This is a genomic window from Streptomyces sp. JLBG701, assembly GCF_058544905.1.
Window position 1 is genome coordinate 5,719,607 of the sequence record NZ_CM178588.1, and the last position, 17,961, is coordinate 5,737,567.

The window sequence follows — 17,961 nt, forward strand, 5'->3', positions numbered from 1 at the left end:
AGCGCTCGTTCCTTTCCGTTGCACGCCTGGCAACACCGTGGGCTACATCACACCATGTGTCGATCACTTCACTGTGCGTACCTTTTGGCGCATCACACCCCTGTCGGAGACAAGGGGAACCCCTATGGGTCGAGCGTTGGCTGCGTCCGCTTCGTCCGCGTCCATACTGCGTCCATCAAAAGCATGGGCGTGGCGTGGGGGTGGCGAAGTCTGGCGTTTTGCCGTCCCGCGTATTTCTCTTCGCCACTGCCACGGGAGGATGGGTCACGGTCGTCGGTGGCTAAGACGCCCGGGTCCGTCGCCAGGTTCCGGGTGATTCCCAACCACCCCTGGCCTTCTCCGAGTACGTACCCATCACGACCGCTGTGACGCTCCGTGGAGCAAGCCCAGTCGACAGCAATAAGCCGTTACCTGGGTCAGTTTTAAGCCAACTTTGCCATTCGACAAGTTGGTCTGGGCCAGACCTGCGCAGAGCCCACAAGCGGCCCACGGACACCAGGAATCCCAGCAGGACAATGCTGGACATCCCCTTACGAGTGCGTGTACATGTGGAGACACTGCTAGCGGCGCAGAATGACATGGGGGTTTGCGATGCTTTTCAGCAATACGCACCGGTCGGAAAGCCGGACGCGATGAACGCCCCTCACCCTCCGAAAGTGGCTGGAATCGATGCCACGGTTCCCTCGCCCACACACACTGTCGCGCCCGCGCCCGCCGTCCCGGGCACCTCACCGGTTCCCTCCCCGACCGGTCCGGGGGCCCTTCTCCAGGACCGTCTCGCAGGCTGGGTCTCGGATCTCACCACCCTCCACGAACTCACCGAACGCCTGGTGCGCACGGACGCACTGGCCGACGCACTCCAGGAACTGCTGCGCGCCGGAGCCGCCCTCGTGGGCGCCCGGCGCGGTCTCGTAGTCCTCGAACCGGCCGACGGACTCGGCCCGGACACGACCATCGGCCTGGGCCTCGCCCGCGCGGACCTCGGTCACATCGAAACCGTGCCGCGCAGCTCCCTGTCGTACGGCACGCTCCTCGACACGCCCGCCGGACTGCCCGGCGGCGAGAGCGAGATCGTCCGGCCCGACCTGTTCGCCGAGGACGGCCTCGACCCGCGCTGCCGCGAGGTGGCCGCCCGCCTCGGCTTCGCCGCGAGCTACGCGCTGCCCCTGTCCAGCGAGGCGGCCGGCCGTCTCGGCGCCGCCGTGTGGCTGTACGACGAGCCCGCCGAGCCGGTCGAGCGCCAGCGCCACCTCGTCGGCCTGTACGCGCGTTACGCGACCGAGCACCTGGCCCGGCTGGTCGAAGTCGAGCGCACGCGCGCGTGCATGACGACGATGGCCGAGGAACTGCTCCCCTCACGGCTGCCCCGGGTGGCCGGCGTCCAGCTCGCCGCGCGGCACCGCACCGGCCCGCGCGGGGGCGGCGACTGGTACGACGCGCTGCCGCTGCCCGACGCCGCCCTCGGCCTCGCGGTGGGGTCGGTTACCGGTTCGGGGCCCAGCGCCGTCGCCGCGATGGGGCGACTGCGGGCCTCCTTGCGCGCGTACGCCGTCATGGAGGGCGAGGACCCCGTCGCCGTCCTGTCCGACCTCGAACTCCTGCTGCGGCTCACCGAGCCCGCCCGTTCGGCCACCGCCCTGTTCGCCTACTGCGAACCCGCGCTGCGCAAGATCACGCTGGCCGGCGCCGGGCACAGCCCGCCGCTGCTGATCGGCGGGCGGCGCGCCGAGTTCGTGGAGACGTCCGTCTCCGCCCCCCTCGGCATGCTCGCCTGCTGGGAGGCGCCGAGCGTGGAGTTCGAGGCGGAGCCCGGAGAGACGGTTCTGCTGTACACAGACGGGCTGCTGCACCGTACCGGCGACCCCATGGACCGTGCCTTCGCCCGGCTGCACGCGGCGGCGGCCGGCGTGCCCAAGGCGCTGCGCAACGACCCGGACGCCATCGCCGACCACGTCCTGCGGACCGTGCTGCCCGACGGGCTGGACGCGGCGGACAGCGACGAGGACGTCGTGCTGCTGGCGGCTCGCTTCGAGTAGCCGTGGCGGTGCCGCGCGTAATAGGTCTTCCGGCCCTGGGCCCCCTTCCGTACGACCGTACGATGGAGGGGGTCCAGTGCCGTATCTAGGAGGATGACCGTGGCCGACGAGCTCAACCCGGAGACCCCGGAAACTGAGTCTGAAGAGCCGATCAAGCAGCGCAAGAACGGCCTGTACCCGGGCGTTTCCGACGAGCTGGCCGACAGCATGAAGTCCGGCTGGGCCGACACGGAGCTGCGCGGCCTGGAGCTGATCCCCCAGGCCGCCGAGACCTCCGCCCGCCGCGCCGCGCTCTCCGCGCGCTTCCCGGGCGAGCGCCTGGTGATCCCCGCGGGCCATCTGAAGACCCGCTCGAACGACACCGAGTACCCGTTCCGGGCGTCCGTCGAGTACGCGTATCTGACCGGCAACCAGACCGAGGACGGCGTCCTGGTCCTGGAGCCCGCGACCGACGGCCACAAGGCGACGATCTACCTGTTGCCTCGCTCCGACCGCGAGAACGGCGAGTTCTGGCTCTCCGGCCAGGGCGAGCTGTGGGTCGGCCGCCGCAACTCCCTCACCGAGGCGGAGAAGCTCTACGGCATTCCCGCCTCCGACGTGCGCGAGCTGGCCGAGGCGCTGCGTGAGGCGACCGGTCCGGTGCGGGTCGTGCGAGGGTACGACGCCGGTATCGAGGCCGCGCTGACCGACAAGGTCACCGCCGAGCGCGACGAGGAGCTGCGGGTCTTCCTGTCCGAAGCGCGCCTGGTCAAGGACGACTTCGAGATCGGCGAGCTGCAGAAGGCCGTCGACTCGACCGTCCGCGGCTTCGAGGACGTCGTGAAGGTCCTCGACAAGGCCGAGGCGACCTCGGAGCGCTACATCGAGGGCACGTTCTTCCTCCGCGCGCGCGTGGAGGGCAACGACATCGGCTACAGCTCCATCTGCGCCGCCGGGCCGCACGCCTGCACGCTGCACTGGGTGCGCAACGATGGCCCGGTCCGGTCCGGCGAGCTGCTCCTGCTCGACGCGGGCGTCGAGACGCACACGCTGTACACCGCCGACATCACGCGCACGCTGCCGATCAACGGCCGGTTCAGCGAGATCCAGCGGAAGATCTACGACGCCGTGTACGAGGCCCAGGAGGCCGGGATCGCGGCCGTTCAGCCCGGCGGCAAGTACAAGGACTTCCACGATGCCGCGCAGCGTGTGCTGGCCGAGAAGCTGGTCGAGTGGGGGCTGGTCGAGGGGCCCGTCGAGCGTGTCCTGGAGCTCGGTCTCCAGCGGCGCTGGACGCTGCACGGAACCGGCCACATGCTTGGCCTGGATGTCCATGACTGTGCGGCCGCGCGGCGGGAGACGTATGTCGAGGGCACGTTGGAGCCTGGCATGTGCCTCACCGTTGAGCCCGGGCTGTACTTCCAGGCCGACGATCTCACCGTGCCTGAGGAGTACCGGGGTATCGGGGTTCGGATCGAGGACGACATCCTCGTCACGGAGGACGGGAACCGGAATCTTTCCGCCGGTTTGCCCCGCCGATCCGATGAGGTTGAGGCTTGGATGGCGGCTCTGAAGGGGGCGGAGAGCTGATCTGCCGTCTGCGGGTCCGTGGTGGCTGGTCGCGCCCACGCGGCGGAGCCGCATATCGATACAGCCCCGCGCCCCTAGGTGGGTTGGTGTGAGCCTGCACTGAGAGGCAGGGCGTCCAGGAACAACGCCCCCGCCAGCAGGCCCGCGCTGCCCCTTGGGCTCCACGCGCGCGTGTGGAGGTCGTCGTCCAGGGCGGCCAGGGCTTCTCGGCCCGCATCCGTCGACGTGCCGCCCGCTTCCAGGACTCCGCGGGCGCCTGCCTGGACGTGGCGTAGGCCCAACGGGCCCACCGTGTAGAGCAATTCGGTGTCCTGGAGAGTCGACATCACGGTGAGCAGGGCGTCCAGGCGGGCCTCGCCCTCGGTGGCGCCGTTGGAGCGGGACTTGGCCAGTGCGTCCAACGCCCGGCGTACGTGCGGGAATCCGGCCCTTGCCTCGCCTCGGGCGCCGGCCGCGCCGTACTTGGCCGACACCGAGGAACCGCGCGACGGGCGTCGCGGGGCGCGCTTGTCGGGGAGCGCGGCGATCCGCTTGGCGGAGGCGGCGACGTCCAGCGCCTTGGCTCGGGGGTTGAGGGCGGAGGCGGCGACCAGCAGGCCGAGCGCCCACAGGGCGCCTCGATGTCCGCCGCCCGCGAGCCCCACCGAGTGCTCGGTGGAGCGCCCGATCGAGCCCAGCTCCGCACGCAACTGCGGGGTGGGCTCGCCGGTTCGGCGGGCGGCGGCGGCCATCGCCGCGAGGCCGGGCGCGAGCGCCTTGGCCGACCAGCGCAGGGAGCAGTGGTCCAGGCGGGTGACACGGGCGTCGAGGTCGCGCGGATCGGGCAACCCCGGCTTGGGAACAAGCGCCAGCTGTCCGGTCAGTGCGTCCACGGCGGTCTGCGCCAGCGCCTCGTCCTCGCGGCAACTCATGGCCGTACCTTACGAGGAGGCCGAGGAGGCCGACGAGGACGCGGTGGCACTGTCGCTCGGGGCGTCGCTCGGCGGGGTGCCCGTCGGAGCGTCGCCGCTCGGGGGCGTGCCGCCACCGCCGCTGCCCGCGCCGGTGTTCTCGGCGTCGGGGTCGATGCCGAGGGTGATGAAGCCCTTGTAGCCCTTGGAGACGTCCGTCTTGTGGACCGGCTTCAGGGTGAGCAGGCCGCTGGAGGCGCCGCCGCCGTCGTACACCATGTCGTTGTCGAGGGTGGTGTAGCTGCCGGTGTGCTGGGAGTAGGGCTCCAGGGCGAAGATCGCCTCGGCCGCGTCGTCCGGGAAGAACAGCTGGCCGGTGAAGTTGACCGTGCCGCCCTCGTAGGTGCCGTCCTCCTTCTCGCCGCCGGTGTGCACCTTGACGTGGATGTGGCAGGTGCGCGGGGTGTACCAGCCCGGGAAGATCGTCTCGAACTTGACGACCCCGTTGGCGTTGGCGACCTGGTAGCCGCGCAGGTAGGTGTTGTCGTTGGCGGTGGAGCCGTCCTCGCTCTCGGCGGGGGCCGAACCGCCGGGGTTGGCTGTGGTGTAGCCGGAGTAGTAGCCCCAGGCGTCGCAGTGCCAGATCTCCACGGCCGCGCCAGCGACCGGGGCGCAGGACTCGGTGGTGTCCTGCACGGTGATGCGCAGCGTGAGCGGAACGCCGCTCTTGCCCTCGGTGATGTCCTTGCGCACCAGGGCGCCGTCGAGGTAGTACGGCCCCTCCGTGACGCTGGACATGAGCACGCAGGTGCCGCTGTCGGTGGAGGTGGCCGAGGCCGTCGCGGTGGCCTCCGTGTCCGTGGTGGTGGCGTCGTCGGCGAAGGCCGCCTGGTATCCGGCGACCGCGAGTCCGCCGGCCGCGACCGTGCCGCCGGTCACCGCGAGAGCGCGGCGCCGGGTGATCGATGAGTCTCTGTGGCTTCCCGTCATGATCGGGAACGTATGGACGCCGACCGTCAGAAACGTGGGGGCGGGCTGAGAACAGCCTGTGAATGCTGAGGAAGCTGAACTTCCGGATTTCGCACGGCCATCAGGGACACGTTTCACACCGCCATCAGCGGCGCGTCCTTCTTCCACTTGAGGATCTTGTCGAAACTGACCACCGCGCCGCCTCTGCCCGGTCCGCTGTCGATGCGGACGTGGTCGGCGAGTTCCTCGATGAGACACAGGCCGCGGCCGTGCTCGGCGTCGCTGTGTGCGCGGCGGGCGACCTGCGGACGGGCGAAGCCGGGGCCTGAGTCGGCAACCTCGATGCGGCACTTCTCGCCATCCAGGTAGGCGGTGACGCGGTAGGCCTCGGAGGGGCCGCCGCGCACGGTGTCCCCGCCGCCGTGCTCGACGGCGTTCGCGCAGGCCTCGCTGAGCGCCACGGAGAGGTCGTACGACACATCGGGGTCCACCCCCGCGGTCTCCATGGTGCCCAGGAGCAGGCGCCGCGCGAGCGGAACGCTCGCAGCCTCGCGCCGCAGATGGAGTGACCACCAGATGCTCATGCTCCAGCCTCCTGGCCGCGGCTCGACATACCGTTACCTATTGCCGCCAGTACCCGGTTGTAAGCGCGTCGTTGACGTGATACCGCCCATACGGGGGGTGCGCCCAGGAACGAAATCGGTGTATGTGAGGTTTCCCTGTGGCGAAAGTGAACTAACGGTTCTTTACAGAACCTTGCGGACCTGCCGTATGGCGGCGATAAGCCCAGTGCGATGATGAGCCCGCCATGACTGCCCCCCACCAGCGCGCGGCGCGCTCCGGAAGCGATCTCCGGATACTCAGGGCCACGGTGTTCGCCGCGGTCTGCGTCGTGCTGGCCGCGGCGGGGCACGCCCTCGCCTCCTGCGCCACGGTTCCGCTGTGGGCGCTGGGCGCGGGCTTCCTCGGGGTGGTTCTGGTCGCGTCACCGCTCGCCGGGCGCGAGCGCTCGCTGCCGGGGATCGCCGCACTGCTGGCGGTCGGCCAGACGGTCCTGCACACGCTGTTCGGGCTGAGCCAGCACGGCATATCGAGTACGACCACCAGTTCGACGTCCCTGTCGGACGACTCCCTGGTCGCACGCGCCGCAGGCCTCCTGTGCGGGGCAGGTACGGCGGCGATCAGCCCGGCGCAGGCCCGCCGGATCCTCATCGACGCGCGGATCGGCGTAGGCGCCGACACGGACATGAGCGCCATGCATCACCCGGCGGACGCCATGTCGACCGCGGCCGGTTCCTCCGCCTCGATGCTGCCGTCGCTGCCCATGCTGATCGGCCACCTCCTCGCCGCGATCGCCGCCGGCTGGCTGCTGCGCCACGGGGACCTGGCTCTGCTGCGGCTGACGCGGCTGTCGGCGCAGGGGGTCGCCGAGGGGGCGCTCGTACGATCCCTGCGCGGGGCGCTCGCTCTGGCGCGCGCCCTCTGTGCCGGGCTGCCAGCCATGCCGGGCGCGGGCCCGCGCTTCCCGCGCGCCGTCCTGCTCGCGCCCCCCGCGCTCCGCACCACCGCGCTCCAGCACACGGTGATCCGGCGCGGCCCGCCCGCCGCCGCGCTCGTCCTCGCCGCCTGACGCGACGCGACCACCCACCACGACCGAGCGGAGATCCGCCGGGAGGGGACGGCCGCCGTCGTGCGGCACGCGCGCGTGCGCGTTTTTTCGTGACCCGCGGGTCACCACCGCCGCGTACGCGCACCCCTCTTCATCACCGGAACCCTCTCTCGAAGTGGAGTGCTCTCTCCCATGAAGGCTTCTCGTTTCGCCGCCGCCGCTGCCGTCGCGGGCTCGGCCGTTCTCGCCCTGTCCTCGCCCGCCTTCGCGCACGTCAGCGTGGAGCCGGAGGGAACCGCCGCCAAGGGCGGTTACGCGGTCGTCGACTTCCGTGTCCCCAACGAGCGAGACAACGCCTCGACCACCAAGCTGGAGATCAGCTTCCCGACCGACCACCCGCTGGCCTCGGTGATGCCGGAGCCGATTTCCGGCTGGAGCGTCAAAGTCACCAAGTCCACGCTGGACAAGCCGGTCGAGCTGCACGGCGAGGAGATCTCCGAGGCGGTCACCAAGGTCACCTGGACCGCCACCGGCAAGGGCGTCGAGGCCGGCTACTTCCAGAAGTTCCCGGTCGCCCTGGGCCCGCTGCCCGAGGACAGCGACGAACTCGTCTTCAAGGCGATCCAGACGTACTCCAACGACGAGGTCGTGCGCTGGATCGAGGAGCAGCAGGACGGCGAGGAGGAGCCCGAGAACCCGGCCCCGGTGCTCGCGCTGTCCGCCGCCTCCGAGGACGAGCACGCGCACGGCTCCACCACGGCCGAGGACGCGTCCGACACGTCCGACGACGCCAAGGCGACCGCCGAGACCGTCGCCGCCGACTCGACCACTGCCGCCGACAGCAGCGACACCACCGCGCGCGTGCTCGCCCTGGTGGGCATCGTCGTCGGCGCCGCGGGTGTGGCGTACGGCGTTCTCGCCGGGCGTCGGCGGACCGACAACAGCTGAGGAACCCTCGTTCGCGGTGTGTACCGGGGTCCTGGCGACCCCGGTACGCGCCCGAGTTCACACATCTGGGACATTTTTCTATGCGCAAGAAGACGTTCGCCGCGGCCGCACTGCTCGCCGCCGCCACGCTGACCCTCTCCGCCTGCGGCAGCGGCGACGACAGCGGCAGCCCCATCTCCGTGGTCTCCGAGGAGGCCGGTTCGGACAAGGCCGCCACCGTTCTCGACCAGCCGTTCGAGAAGCCCGACCTCGTGCTCACCGACACCAACGGCGACAGCTACGACTTCCGCAAGGAGACCGAGGGCCGGCCGACGCTCATCTACTTCGGCTACACCAACTGCCCCGACGTCTGCCCGCTGACGATGAACAACCTCGCCGTCGCCAAGAAGCAGTTGTCCAAGGCCGACCAGGACAAGCTGCGGATCGTGTTCGTCACCACCGACCCGGATCGCGACACCCCGTCCGCACTCGGCAAGTGGCTCAAGGGCATCGACTCCCAGGTCGTCGGCCTGACCGGCGACTTCTCCACCATCCAGGCCGCCGCCCGCACCCTCGGCATCACCATCGAGGCGCCGCACAAGGACAAGAACAACAAGATCGTCTCGACGCACGGCACCCAGGTCATCGCCTTCTCGCCGAAGACCGACGGGGGTTATCTGCTCTACGGCGAGGACGCGACCGTGGACGACTACACCAAGGACCTCCCCAAGATCATCAAGGGGCAGAACCCGTGAAGCTGGTCGCTGTCGCCGCGGCCGTAGTGGGCGCCCTGGTCCTGACCGGCTGCGGCTCGGACTCCGATGAGGCCGAACTGTCCGTCAGCGCCGCCTACATGCCCCAGCCGGTCTCCGACACCATGGCCGCGGGATTCCTCACCATCACCAACAAGGGCGGCTCACAGGACGAACTGACCTCCGTCACCAGCGACGCCGGCCAGATCACCGTGCACGAGACCGTCGACTCCTCGATGGAAGAGGTCAAGAGCCTCGATGTGCCCGCACACGGTCAACTCGTGTTCAAAAGCGGCGGCAACCATCTGATGTTCGAGAAGCTGAAGCGCAAACCGACGCAGGGCGAGACGGTGTCCGTGGTCCTGCACTTCCGGAAGTCCGGCCCCGTCACGGTCGAGATGCCGGTGAAGTCCGCCACGTACAACCCGAAGACCGGTCACTGAGAACCGAGGGAGGGACCCACCTTGACGCACACCATCGCCCCGCGGCTCCGCACTCTGGTGCTGCTGCTCCTGGCCGTCACCGGCGCGCTCCTCGCGGGCGCCGGTCCGGCCTCCGCGCACGCCGCGCTGACCGGCAGCGCCCCCCAGCAGGGAGTGGTGGTCGACAAGGCGCCCTCCCAGGTGTCGCTGATCTTCTCCGAAAAGGTCGCGCTCTCCGACGACGCGCTGCGCGTGCTCGACCCCAAGGGCAAGCGCGTCGACACCGGCAAGCCGTCCAACGTGAGCGGCACGACGTACGCCGTACAGCTGCACAGCGGCCTGCCCGACGGCACGTACACCGTCACCTACCAGGTCGTGTCGGCGGACAGCCATCCCGTCGCCGGCGCCTACACCTTCTCCGTCGGCGCCCCCTCACAGACCGCCGTCTCGGTGTCCGACCAGCCGGCGGCGGGCGGCGGAGTCGTCGGCTGGCTGTACGGCTTCGGGCGCTACCTGTCGTACGCCGGCTTCATCGTGATGGTCGGCGGGGCCGCCTTCGTCCTGGCCTGCTGGCAGCGCGGCGCGGGAGTGCGGGCCGTGCAGCGGCTGGTCGTCTCCGGCTGGCTCGCGCTGACCGCCGCCACGCTCGGGCTGTTGCTCCTGCGCGGCTCCTACACCGGCTCCGGCAAGGTCGGCGACATCTTCGACCTGGACCTGCTCGGAGAAGTGCTCCAGACAAAGACGGGCGCAGCCCTCGTCTCCCGGCTGCTGCTGCTCGCCGCGGGCGCGCTGTTCATCGCGGTGCTGTTCGGGGCGTACGACAAGCGCGAGGACGAGGAGAAGCGGGACCTGACCTTCGGGCTCGCGATCGGCGGGGGCGTGGTGGCCGCCGGGCTCGCCGCGAGCTGGGCGATGGCCGAGCACGCCTCGACCGGGCTCCAGCCGGGCATCGCGATGCCGGTCGACGTCGTCCACCTGCTCGCCGTCGCCACCTGGCTCGGTGGGCTCACCGCCCTCCTTGTCGCGCTGTACCGGGCGCCCGTGGACAACCCGGTCGAGGCCTCGGCCGTGCGCCGTTTCTCGCAGGTCGCCTTCGGCAGCGTGATCGCGCTGGTCGCGACCGGCGTCTACCAGTCGTGGCGCCAGCTCGGCTCCTGGTCGGCGTTCACGGAGACGACGTACGGGCAGCTGCTGTTCGTCAAGATCGGGCTCGTGGTGCTGCTGGTGGGTATCGCGTGGATCTCCCGGCGGTGGACGACGCAACTGGCGGACGCGGCCGCCTCACGGACCAAGGTGGGCGTGCAGCGCGTGCGGGAGAAGCAACCCGTGACGACCGCAGCCGCGTCCGGGGGTGACTCCAAGCGTGCCGCCCAGCTCGCCCGGCAGCAGGCCGCCGTGGACGCCGCCCAGCAGAAGCGGCAGCGGGACGCCGACCCGAACCGCTTCGGGCTACGACGCTCGGTGCTCGCCGAGGCGTGTGTCGCCGTCGTGCTGCTCGCCGTCACCACCGCACTGACGTCGACCGAACCCGGGCGCACGGAGGAGGACGCCAAGGCGGCGACCTCGTCCTCGTCGTCCTCCGATTCCTCTTCTACGTCCCAGGGGTCCGGGGCGCTGACCCTGGTCATGTCGTTCGACACGGGCGGCGAGGACGGCAAGGGCGTCGTCAGCGTCGACATCGACCCCGCGCGCGTGGGCGGCAACGAGATGCACGTCTACGTCGAGCGGCCCAACGGACGCGCCTTCGACGTCCCCGAGGTGAAGGTCGCCTTCACCCTCGAAGCCAAGGACATCGGGCCACTGCCCGTCGTCCCCGACCACGTCACCACCGGACACTGGGCGGCGAGCGGGGTGCAGATTCCCATGGCGGGCGAATGGAAGATCGCCGTGACCGTGCGGACATCCGACATCGACCAGGTGACCGTCTCCAAGAACGCGCAGATCGGCTGAACCGCACCATGACCGACCAGTCCATCCCTCAGGCGCCTGCCCCCGAGGCCGTCACCGAGCGGTCCGCCTCGCCCGAGGGTCTGACCCGGCGCAAGCTGCTGGGCACGGCCGGGGCCACCGGGCTCGTGCTCGGCGCCGCGGGCGCGGCCGCCGGCTATGCCGCCGCGCCCGCGCAGGCGACCCCGCTGTCGTCGATCGGGGCCGATCGGGTGGTGTTTCACGTGAAACATCAGCCCGGCATCACCCAGGGCCTCCAGGCCCGCGGCCACCTCGTCGCCTTCGACCTCGCGGCCGGCGCGGGCCGCAAGGAGGCCGCCGCGCTGCTGCGCCGCTGGTCACAGACGGCCCGGCGGCTAATGGCGGGGGAGGCCGCGACTCAGGACGATACGGACGTGGCCCGGGACGCGGGGCCGTCGTCGCTGACGATCACCTTCGGGTTCGGCCACAGCTTCTTCGCGAGGACCGGCCTGGACAAGCAGCGCCCGGTCGCCCTGGATCCCCTGCCCGACTTCTCCTCCGACCATCTCGACAAGTCCCGCAGCGACGGCGATCTGTGGGTGCAGATCGGCGCGAACGACGCCCTGGTGGCCTTTCACGCTCTGCGCGCGGTCCAGAAGGACGCGGGCGGCGCCGCCAAGGTCCGCTGGCAGATGAACGGCTTCAACCGCACGCCCGGCGCCACCGCCCACCCCATGACGGCCCGCAACCTCATGGGCCAGCTGGACGGCACGCGCAATCCCAAGCCGACCGAGTCCGACTTCGACGAGCGGATCTTCGTGCCGGCCTCGGGTTCGAAGGACCCCGCCTGGATGGCGGACGGCTCCTACGCCGTCGTACGCCGTATCCGCATGCTCCTCGACGACTGGGAGAAGCTCTCGGTCAAGGCCCAGGAGGACGTCGTCGGGCGCCGCAAGTCCGACGGGGCGGCGCTGTCCGGGGGTACCGAGACGACCGAGATGGACCTGGAGAAGACGGACGCCGACGGCAACCTGGTCGTCCCCATCAACGCCCACGCACGGATCACCCGGCCCGACCAGAACGGCGGCGCGGCGATGCTCAGGCGGCCGTTCTCCTTCCACGACGGCATCGACGCCGACGGCACCCCGGACGCCGGGCTCCTCTTCGTCTGCTGGCAGGCGGATCCGCTGCGCGGCTTCGTGACCGTGCAGCGCAAGCTGGACCGCGGGGACGCGCTGTCGCGCTACATCCGGCACGAGGCGAGCGGGCTGTTCGCGGTACCGGGCGGTGCGGCGGAGGGGGAGTACGTGGGGCAGCGGTTGCTGGAGGGGTGAGGTCACTCGGATTCACCCGGTCGTGAGACGTGGACGCCGCTGTCGCAAGGGCCCATTAGGGTGAGGTCATGCCAGCCAGCTACGCGTATCTCGGTCCCGAGGGCACCTTCACCGAAGTCGCCCTGCGCACGCTTCCCGAGGCGGCCACCCGGGAGCTGATCCCGTACGTGTCCGTACAGTCCGCGCTCGACGCGGTGCGCGGCGGCGAGGCCGAGGCGGCGTTCGTGCCGATCGAGAACTCCGTCGAGGGCGGCATCACGACGACCCTCGACGAGCTGGTAGCCGGCGCCCCGCTGATGATCTACCGCGAGGTGCTGCTGTCGATCACCTTCGCGCTGCTGGTGCGGCCCGGCACGAAGCTGTCGGACATCAAGACGGTCTCCGCACATCCGGCCGCCCAGCCGCAGGTGCGCAACTGGCTCAAGAAGAACCTCCCGGACGCCCTCTGGGAGTCGGCCGCCTCGAACGCGGACGCCGCGCGCCTGGTCCAGGAGGGCCAGTACGACGCCGCCTTCGCCGGTGAGTTCGCGGCCGCCCGGTACGGGCTCGAAGCCCTGGAGACCGGGATCCACGACGCGGAGAACGCGCAGACGCGGTTCGTGCTGGTCGGCCGGCCCGCCCGGCCCGCGGCACCGACCGGTGCGGACAAGACGTCGGTGGTGCTGTGGCAGCGGGACGACCACCCCGGGGGTCTGCGCGACCTGCTGGGCGAGTTCGCCACCCGGGGCATCAACCTGATGCTGCTCCAGTCTCGGCCCACCGGCGAGGGCATCGGCAACTACTGCTTCTGCATCGATGCCGAGGGCCACATCTCCGACCGCCGGGTCGCCGAGGCCCTGATGGGGCTCAAGCGGATCTGCCTCCAGGTGCGCTTCCTCGGCTCGTACCCGCGCGCCGACGCGGCGGTGGAGGACGTACGCCCCACCTTCCCGGGGACGTCGGACGAGGAGTTCGTGGCGGCGTCGGACTGGGTGGCCCGGTGTCAGGACGGGCGGTTCTGAGCCTGCCTTCCAGGCAGGCGTACGTCGGGTTTCCCGCGGGTTGCGGACGGGTTTCCACCAGTCCTACCTGCCGATTTTCGTTATCCACAGAAGTTATCCACAGGCTTGCTTCTCGACCTGGGGACAAGTCGACAAGGAAGCGCCATCTAGTCGACAAATCGGCCTACAGCCCACAAGTTCGTCCACAGTCACTACGGTCACTCTTCGTCCACCCGTTTCCTTTGATCAATCCTTTGAGGCGACCCATTTCCACCCGAAAGTGGGTGTGCGCCTGGTTTGGATCGGGAATTCCTCGCCCCGTGGAGCCGTTTCGGAATGATCAATTCCAGCGTCCACAGATCTTCCGCACACCCTGTGGATAACTTCTCGGGGCTGTGGACTTCTGTGGATGAAGACGCCCTCAAGTTCCGTCTCCCACAAGGGAATCGAGTCAACCAGGGACACGCGCCTGATCCTCTTCAGGGAGCGTTCACCTTGAATTGACGTTGATCGACATTTCGGTCAAAACGCAACACAAGCCGCGTACTGAAATTCTGGGTCGTGGGCCCCAACCCCGCACCGGTAGCCTTGAGCGCGTGATTGACCTTCGCCTGCTCCGTGAGGACCCCGACCGTGTGCGTGCGTCGCAGCGCGCCCGTGGAGAGGACGTCGCGCTCGTCGACGCTCTCCTGTCTGCCGACGAGCGGCGCAGGTCGTCCGGCGTCCGCTTCGATGAGCTCCGCTCCGAGCAGAAGTCGCTCGGCAAGCTGATCCCCAAGGCCTCCCCGGACGAGAAGGCCGAGCTCCTCCAGCGGGCGGGCCAGCTCGCCGCCGACGTCAAGACGGCCGACGCCGAGCAGCACGAGGCGGACGAGGAGACCAAGCGCCTCCTGCTCCAACTCGGCAACCTCATCCACCCCGACGTCCCCGTCGGCGGCGAGGAGGACTTCGTCGTCCTGGAGACGCACGGCACGATCCGTGACTTCGGCGCCGAGGGCTTCGAGCCCAAGGACCACCTGGAGCTCGGCGAGGCGCTGGGCGCCATCGACGTCGAGCGCGGCGCCAAGGTGTCCGGCTCGCGCTTCTACTACCTGACGGGTGTCGGCGCCCTCCTGGAGCTCGCGCTCGTCAACGCGGCGATCGCCCAGGCCACCGAGGCCGGCTTCATCCCGATGCTCACCCCCGCGCTGGTCCGCCCGCGCGCCATGGAGGGCACCGGCTTCCTCGGCCAGGCCGCGGAGAACGTGTACCACCTGGAGAAGGACGACTACTACCTGGTCGGCACCTCCGAGGTCCCGCTCGCCGCATACCACATGGACGAGATCCTCGACGCCGACAAACTGCCGCTGCGCTACGCCGGCTTCTCGCCGTGCTTCCGCCGCGAGGCCGGCACGTACGGCAAAGACACACGCGGCATCTTCCGCGTGCACCAGTTCGACAAGGTCGAGATGTTCTCGTACGTCGACCCCGCGGACGCCGAGAACGAGCACCAGCGGCTCCTGGACTGGGAGAAGCAGTGGCTTACCGGCCTCGAACTGCCCTTCCAGGTCATCGACGTGGCCTCGGGCGACCTGGGCGCGTCCGCCTCCCGCAAGTTCGACTGCGAGGCGTGGATCCCGACCCAGGGCAAGTACCGCGAGCTGACCTCGGCCTCCAACTGCGACGGCTTCCAGGCGCGACGCCTGTCCGTCCGTATGCGCGACGGCAAGAAGGTGCAGCCGCTGGCGACGCTGAACGGCACGCTGTGCGCCGTACCGCGCACGATCGTCGCGCTGCTGGAGAACCACCAGCTGGCCGACGGCTCCGTGCGGGTGCCTGAGGTACTGCGGCCGTACCTGGGCGGGCGTGAGGTCCTGGAGCCGATCGCCAAGTGAGTGCGGCCACCGGCTTTCCCTTCAAGCTGATCGCGACCGACCTGGACGGAACGCTCCTGCGCTCCGACGAGTCGGTCTCGCCACGCACCCGTGACGCGCTCGCGGCGGCCACCGCCGCGGGCGCGGCGCACATCATCGTGACGGGCCGGGCGGTGCCCTGGACCCGGCACATCCTCGACGACCTGGGCTACGACGGACTCGCGGTCTGCGGCCAGGGCGCACAGGTGTACGACGCCGGGGCGCATCGTCTGCTGACGTCGGTGACCCTGGACCGTCAGCTGGCGGGTGTGGCCCTGGCGAAGATCGAGGCGGAGGTCGGTCCGCTGTTCCTGGCGGCCAGCCGCGACGGCCTGGACGGTGACGTGCTGGTCGGTCCCGGGTACTCGGTCACGGGCAAGCTTCCGGCGACGCCGTTCACGGACGCGGCGGATCTGTGGGCGGCCCCGCTGAACAAGATCTACATACAGCATCCGAGCCTCTCGGACGACGAGCTCGCCGAGGCCGCGCGGGTTGCCGCCGGCGGCTTCGTCGGGGTCGCCATGGCCGGTGAGGGGATCGTCGAGCTCCTCCCCCTCGGCCTGTCCAAGGCGACCGGGCTGTCACTGGCGGCCCGGCGGCTGGGTCTCAAGGCCGCGGACACGGTTGCCTTCGGTGACATGCCCAATGACATCCCGATGTTCGGTTGGGCGTCGTATGGCGTGGCTATGGCCAATGCGCACGAGGAGCTGAAGGCGGTCGCGGACGAGGTGACGTCCTCCAACGAGGAGGACGGGATCGCGGTGGTGCTGGAGCGGTTGCTGGGCTAGGGCCGACAGGCCCCGGGGTCCCGGGGCCAGTTCCTGTCGGTCAGGTCGGTCGACTGAAGCCCGCCTGCAGGGTGTGGAAGGTGACGGTGCCGCCGCCGAGCATCTCGGCCTTCTGGCGGAGCTGGTCGACGACCACCGGGCTCGGTCGTCCGTACACGTCGATGGAGTTCATGCGGATGAGCTCACGGAACCCGCGGAACTTCGGTCCACCGAGCTCCATGTGGAGCTCCAGCGACGCCGAATCGGGATGGACGGCCACCGTGGTCATCGTGGACTCGGCCTCGTCGACGTAGAAGTGGTAGGCGATCAGCTGCGGCTCGCGGGCCTCGACGAACGCGGCCAGGTCGCGCATCCCGTCCTTGACCTCCGCGAGCCTGCCCTCAAGGAGGTCCGAACGGTCGACGTAGTAGATGGGTTCCGTCATGCCGCCTGAACCTATCTTGGCGACGACGTTTTGCGGAGGATGCACGAATCGAACGTGCGCGGGCTTTCCAGGCCCGACCATGACTCGCCCTTAATTGAACACAGCGCAAGCCAGTGCCTTACCACTCGGCCAATCCTCCGGGTGGGCGGCCCACGCGAAACGCGGTGGTGCGTCGCGTGCTCGAAGCGGCCGCCCCGGGCAGCTCCCCGTGATGGGCGGGCTCGACGGAGGGGTAACTACTCCGGAGACCGCCGCGGGCTGCCCTGTGGGGAGCTGTGCGTACTGTCGTGCATGGACATCGCTCAGCTCCTCTCCCAGAACGTGGCGCCGGCTCGATCCGGCGTCGTGGACACAACCACTGTGCCGGTACACCGAGTTGAGCGCCACTGATTAAACGGCGGCCGGGGACGGCCTGGCCCTGTCCTAACGGCGGCGCCACCTGCGGCGGCGGGCCTTGCTGAAGAACCAGCCGGCGGGCGGTTCGTCGGAGCGCCAGGGCTGTGGCTCGGGCGACTCGTTGCGCCAGCGGGCGGCGAGCATCCGGGCGCGTGCGGACGGCTCGGCGGTCTCGGCGGAGCGTATGAAGTCGTCGTCCAGGACCAGCTCGTCCCAGACGTCCCCCGACTCCGCCTGCCCGCCGCCGAACGTAGCCTCTCCAGCCATCCCCGTCCTCCTAGCCTTCCATCCCCGTTTGCCCAGTGTGCCCGGGCAGGGGTGAAGTCCCTGTCAAGATCACTCCTCGCCCGCCAGGGTCAGCGAGCGCAGCTTCTGCCCGGCGTACCAGGTGGCCAGCACGGTCACCGCGACCAGCAGCACGGTCGCCGTCGTCAGTCCGACGTCCGAGGTCACCAGGTCTCCGCCGGCGACCTTGTGAGCCACCGCCAGCGACCACTGCTGGACGCTGAGCGTGCGCGCACCGGAGACCAGGGACCCGAACAGGGCCTCCCAGACGAGGGCGTAGACGAGGCCGAAGACCACCGCGTGCCGGGACACCGTGCCCAGCAGCAGGAAGAGCGCCGCGTACGCGATCGAGGCGACCAGCGCGGCCACCATGTAGGCGACGGCGATCTGCTGGCCGTTGCCGTTGAGGATCAGGCCCGCGATGAGCGTGGGCACCGCCGAGAACACCATGGTCACGGCGATCGCGACGATCAGCTTGGTGAAGATGATCGACGGCCGCTTGAGCGGCTTGGACAGCAGGTAGACGACGGAGCCGTCGTCGATTTCCGGGCCGATCGCGCCGGTGCCCGCGATGACGCCGATGATCGGCACCATCGTGGCGAGCGCGAGGCCGCCCAGCAGGTCGGACGCGGTCTGGTCGTCGGCGCCGGCGAGCCCGCGCACGACCACGGAGATCGCGATGAGCAACAGTGGCAGCGCGCCCAGGATGAGTGCCCGGCGGCGGCCGAGCAGGGCCCGGTAGGTGAGTCGGGCGACTGTGGGGTCGTACATGATTCGGCC

17 protein-coding genes and 1 tRNA gene are annotated in these 17,961 nt (G+C 69.9%); 11 read left to right on the top strand and 7 right to left on the bottom strand.

Annotation, left to right across the window (positions count from 1 at the left end; all coding sequences use genetic code 11):
• Positions 1-515: 515 nt before the first annotated feature.
• Positions 516-2,036 carry a PP2C family protein-serine/threonine phosphatase gene (locus tag AC5DRG_RS26490; RefSeq protein ID WP_491801933.1) on the top strand — a complete coding sequence of 507 codons (1,521 nt, stop codon included), beginning with the start codon at positions 516-518 and terminating at the stop codon, positions 2,034-2,036.
• Between the two features lie 93 nt (positions 2,037-2,129).
• Entirely contained in the window at positions 2,130-3,605 is a 1,476-nt protein-coding gene (locus tag AC5DRG_RS26495; RefSeq protein WP_491801934.1) for an aminopeptidase P family protein, read from the top strand.
• A 74-nt stretch (positions 3,606-3,679) separates the two neighbouring features.
• On the opposite strand, the gene AC5DRG_RS26500 is transcribed toward AC5DRG_RS26495, so the two are convergent.
• From AC5DRG_RS26500 to AC5DRG_RS26510, 3 genes are all read right to left on the bottom strand, one after another.
• Positions 3,680-4,516, bottom strand: a complete 837-nt coding sequence (locus AC5DRG_RS26500; RefSeq protein ID WP_491801935.1) for a triphosphoribosyl-dephospho-CoA synthase — start codon at positions 4,514-4,516, stop codon at positions 3,680-3,682.
• A 9-nt stretch (positions 4,517-4,525) separates the two neighbouring features.
• Complete coding sequence (locus AC5DRG_RS26505) at positions 4,526-5,485, bottom strand: intradiol ring-cleavage dioxygenase (RefSeq protein WP_491801937.1); 960 nt, start codon at positions 5,483-5,485, stop codon at positions 4,526-4,528.
• Between the two features lie 113 nt (positions 5,486-5,598).
• Positions 5,599-6,048: an ATP-binding protein gene (locus tag AC5DRG_RS26510; protein WP_491801938.1), complete on the bottom strand. Its 450-nt coding sequence runs from the start codon at positions 6,046-6,048 to the stop codon at positions 5,599-5,601.
• Positions 6,049-6,272: 224 nt separating this feature from the next.
• On the opposite strand from AC5DRG_RS26510, the gene AC5DRG_RS26515 reads away from it, so the two are divergent.
• From AC5DRG_RS26515 to AC5DRG_RS26555, 9 genes are all read left to right on the top strand, one after another.
• Entirely contained in the window at positions 6,273-7,094 is an 822-nt protein-coding gene (locus tag AC5DRG_RS26515) for a hypothetical protein (protein WP_491801939.1), read from the top strand.
• Between the two features lie 171 nt (positions 7,095-7,265).
• Positions 7,266-8,021: a YcnI family copper-binding membrane protein gene (locus tag AC5DRG_RS26520; protein ID WP_491801941.1), complete on the top strand. Its 756-nt coding sequence runs from the start codon at positions 7,266-7,268 to the stop codon at positions 8,019-8,021.
• An 80-nt stretch (positions 8,022-8,101) separates the two neighbouring features.
• Positions 8,102-8,755 carry an SCO family protein gene (locus tag AC5DRG_RS26525; protein WP_491801943.1) on the top strand — a complete coding sequence of 218 codons (654 nt, stop codon included), beginning with the start codon at positions 8,102-8,104 and terminating at the stop codon, positions 8,753-8,755.
• Entirely contained in the window at positions 8,752-9,195 is a 444-nt protein-coding gene (locus tag AC5DRG_RS26530) for a copper chaperone PCu(A)C (protein WP_491801944.1), read from the top strand. Before AC5DRG_RS26525 ends, AC5DRG_RS26530 begins: the two co-directional genes overlap by 4 nt.
• A gap of 21 nt (positions 9,196-9,216) precedes the next feature.
• The gene (locus AC5DRG_RS26535) at positions 9,217-11,124 is read left to right on the top strand and encodes a copper resistance CopC/CopD family protein (protein ID WP_491801946.1); all 1,908 of its coding nucleotides are present in this window, start codon (positions 9,217-9,219) and stop codon (positions 11,122-11,124) included.
• A gap of 8 nt (positions 11,125-11,132) precedes the next feature.
• On the top strand, positions 11,133-12,416 hold the full coding sequence (gene efeB, locus AC5DRG_RS26540; RefSeq protein WP_491801947.1) for an iron uptake transporter deferrochelatase/peroxidase subunit: 1,284 nt from the start codon (positions 11,133-11,135) through the stop codon (positions 12,414-12,416).
• A 68-nt stretch (positions 12,417-12,484) separates the two neighbouring features.
• Entirely contained in the window at positions 12,485-13,417 is a 933-nt protein-coding gene (gene pheA, locus AC5DRG_RS26545; protein ID WP_491801949.1) for a prephenate dehydratase, read from the top strand.
• A gap of 575 nt (positions 13,418-13,992) precedes the next feature.
• Positions 13,993-15,270 carry a serine--tRNA ligase gene (serS, locus tag AC5DRG_RS26550; RefSeq protein ID WP_491801951.1) on the top strand — a complete coding sequence of 426 codons (1,278 nt, stop codon included), beginning with the start codon at positions 13,993-13,995 and terminating at the stop codon, positions 15,268-15,270.
• Entirely contained in the window at positions 15,267-16,076 is an 810-nt protein-coding gene (locus AC5DRG_RS26555) for an HAD family hydrolase (RefSeq protein WP_491801952.1), read from the top strand. Before serS ends, AC5DRG_RS26555 begins: the two co-directional genes overlap by 4 nt.
• Positions 16,077-16,116: 40 nt before the next feature.
• On the opposite strand, the gene AC5DRG_RS26560 is transcribed toward AC5DRG_RS26555, so the two are convergent.
• From AC5DRG_RS26560 to AC5DRG_RS26575, 4 genes are all read right to left on the bottom strand, one after another.
• Positions 16,117-16,500 carry a hypothetical protein gene (locus tag AC5DRG_RS26560; protein ID WP_491801954.1) on the bottom strand — a complete coding sequence of 128 codons (384 nt, stop codon included), beginning with the start codon at positions 16,498-16,500 and terminating at the stop codon, positions 16,117-16,119.
• Positions 16,501-16,533: 33 nt separating this feature from the next.
• Positions 16,534-16,639, bottom strand: a tRNA-OTHER gene (locus tag AC5DRG_RS26565).
• Between the two features lie 284 nt (positions 16,640-16,923).
• Entirely contained in the window at positions 16,924-17,163 is a 240-nt protein-coding gene (locus tag AC5DRG_RS26570; RefSeq protein WP_491801955.1) for an SGM_3592 family protein, read from the bottom strand.
• 69 nt (positions 17,164-17,232) lie between these two features.
• Positions 17,233-17,952 (bottom strand): ABC transporter permease subunit, encoded by a 720-nt coding sequence (locus tag AC5DRG_RS26575; RefSeq protein WP_491801956.1) that lies wholly within the window; start codon positions 17,950-17,952, stop codon positions 17,233-17,235.
• Positions 17,953-17,961: the final 9 nt, after the last annotated feature.

Bases quoted from the DNA above. Each gene is read 5' to 3' on its own strand.
- efeB (WP_491801947.1), top strand. From the start codon at position 11,133: ATGACCGACCAGTCCATCCCTCAGGCGCCTGCCCCCGAGGCCGTCACC.
- pheA (WP_491801949.1), top strand. From the start codon at position 12,485: ATGCCAGCCAGCTACGCGTATCTCGGTCCCGAGGGCACCTTCACCGAA.
- AC5DRG_RS26510 (WP_491801938.1), bottom strand. From the start codon at position 6,048: ATGAGCATCTGGTGGTCACTCCATCTGCGGCGCGAGGCTGCGAGCGTT.
- AC5DRG_RS26570 (WP_491801955.1), bottom strand. From the start codon at position 17,163: ATGGCTGGAGAGGCTACGTTCGGCGGCGGGCAGGCGGAGTCGGGGGAC.
- AC5DRG_RS26560 (WP_491801954.1), bottom strand. From the start codon at position 16,500: ATGACGGAACCCATCTACTACGTCGACCGTTCGGACCTCCTTGAGGGC.
- AC5DRG_RS26520 (WP_491801941.1), top strand. From the start codon at position 7,266: ATGAAGGCTTCTCGTTTCGCCGCCGCCGCTGCCGTCGCGGGCTCGGCC.
- AC5DRG_RS26495 (WP_491801934.1), top strand. From the start codon at position 2,130: ATGACCGTGGCCGACGAGCTCAACCCGGAGACCCCGGAAACTGAGTCT.
- AC5DRG_RS26505 (WP_491801937.1), bottom strand. From the start codon at position 5,485: ATGACGGGAAGCCACAGAGACTCATCGATCACCCGGCGCCGCGCTCTC.
- AC5DRG_RS26490 (WP_491801933.1), top strand. From the start codon at position 516: ATGCTGGACATCCCCTTACGAGTGCGTGTACATGTGGAGACACTGCTA.
- AC5DRG_RS26500 (WP_491801935.1), bottom strand. From the start codon at position 4,516: ATGAGTTGCCGCGAGGACGAGGCGCTGGCGCAGACCGCCGTGGACGCA.
- AC5DRG_RS26525 (WP_491801943.1), top strand. From the start codon at position 8,102: ATGCGCAAGAAGACGTTCGCCGCGGCCGCACTGCTCGCCGCCGCCACG.
- AC5DRG_RS26575 (WP_491801956.1), bottom strand. From the start codon at position 17,952: ATGTACGACCCCACAGTCGCCCGACTCACCTACCGGGCCCTGCTCGGC.
- AC5DRG_RS26515 (WP_491801939.1), top strand. From the start codon at position 6,273: ATGACTGCCCCCCACCAGCGCGCGGCGCGCTCCGGAAGCGATCTCCGG.